At 73.2% G+C, this 1162-nt stretch carries 1 pseudogene; it reads left to right on the top strand.

The features are described 5' to 3' along the window. Positions 1–297: 297 nt before the first annotated feature. Positions 298–1162 (top strand): annotated as a pseudogene (locus tag ABZ641_RS38610) (hypothetical protein); the annotation flags it as partial.

Below are 1162 nucleotides of genomic sequence, written 5' to 3'. Positions count from 1 at the left end.
GCGCAGCCGGCGGCGAGCGCGGCCGCGGTGGCGGCGCCGCCGGCCAGCAAGGACCTGCGGGAGAGAGCGTCCATGGTCGTCTCCGTTCGGGTGGGGTCTGTTCGCAGCGGGACCGCACGGGCTGACAGTCCGACAGTCGGATGGACGGTCCGGGGTGGGTGCGGCCCACAGCATGGCACGTCGGAGGGCCCCTGCCGGGGAACGCGGAGTGAACCCGGCTGGGTCGCCCGAAACGCTCGCCCGTTCGGACCATCGCACGCGTCATCGAGTGGCGGAACCCGGCTGAGCCGTCGTCAGATGGTGGGAACCGTCCCGCCGCGCCGCCTCCCGGAGGTCCCGTACGCCATGTGGCAGTCGCTGCTCGACGCGTACCGGGAGCGGATCGTCGACACCGGGCGCGAGCCGCTGTTCCTGCTGCTGGTGGGACTGCTGGCCTCCTTCCTCTTCATCCGCTTCAGCGTCCGGATGATCCGGCGCGGCACCAGCTGGTGGCCCGGCAACGTCACCCCCGGCGGCCTGCACATCCACCACGTGGTGTTCGGCCAGGCCCTGGTGCTGATCTGCGGCGTGGGGGCCTTCACCGTCCGCGGCAACGGCGGCCAGCTGTGGAACGTCCTCGCGTTCGGCTTCGGCATCGGCGCCGGCCTGGTGCTCGACGAGTTCGCGCTCGTCCTGCACCTCCAGGACGTCTACTGGAGCGAGCAGGGCCGCAAGTCCGTGGACGCGGTGATCCTGGCGGTCGCCTTCATCGCCCTGCTGCTGATCGGCGAGCTGCCGTTCGGCGGCTTCAGATCCCGGTTGACGGCCGGACAGTTCGTCGGCGCAGGACTCCTGCTGCTGCTGGTCGGGATCAGTCTCTTCAAGGGCAAGATCTGGACGGGCCTGCTCGGGGTGATGCTGCCGCCGCTGGCCATGGTCGGCGCCGTCCGGCTGGCCCGGCCGCAGAGCCCCTGGGCGCGCTGGCGCTACCGCACCCGGCCCAAGCGGATGGCCCGCGCCGAACGCCGGGACGCCCGGATCCACGGACGGATCGTCGCCGCCAAGACCTCCTTCTACAACGTGCTGGCCGGCGCCCCCGACGCCGAGACCGCACCCGCCGGTGCCGCACCGGCCGACGGCCCGCCCGCCCCGCCGGCCCCCCGCCCGGAGCCGGCCCGGGCAC

It is taken from the genome of Kitasatospora sp. NPDC007106 (assembly GCF_040634455.1).
Lineage (GTDB): Bacteria > Actinomycetota > Actinomycetes > Streptomycetales > Streptomycetaceae > Kitasatospora > Kitasatospora arboriphila.
This window is presented reverse-complemented; position numbering and strand designations above follow the sequence as displayed.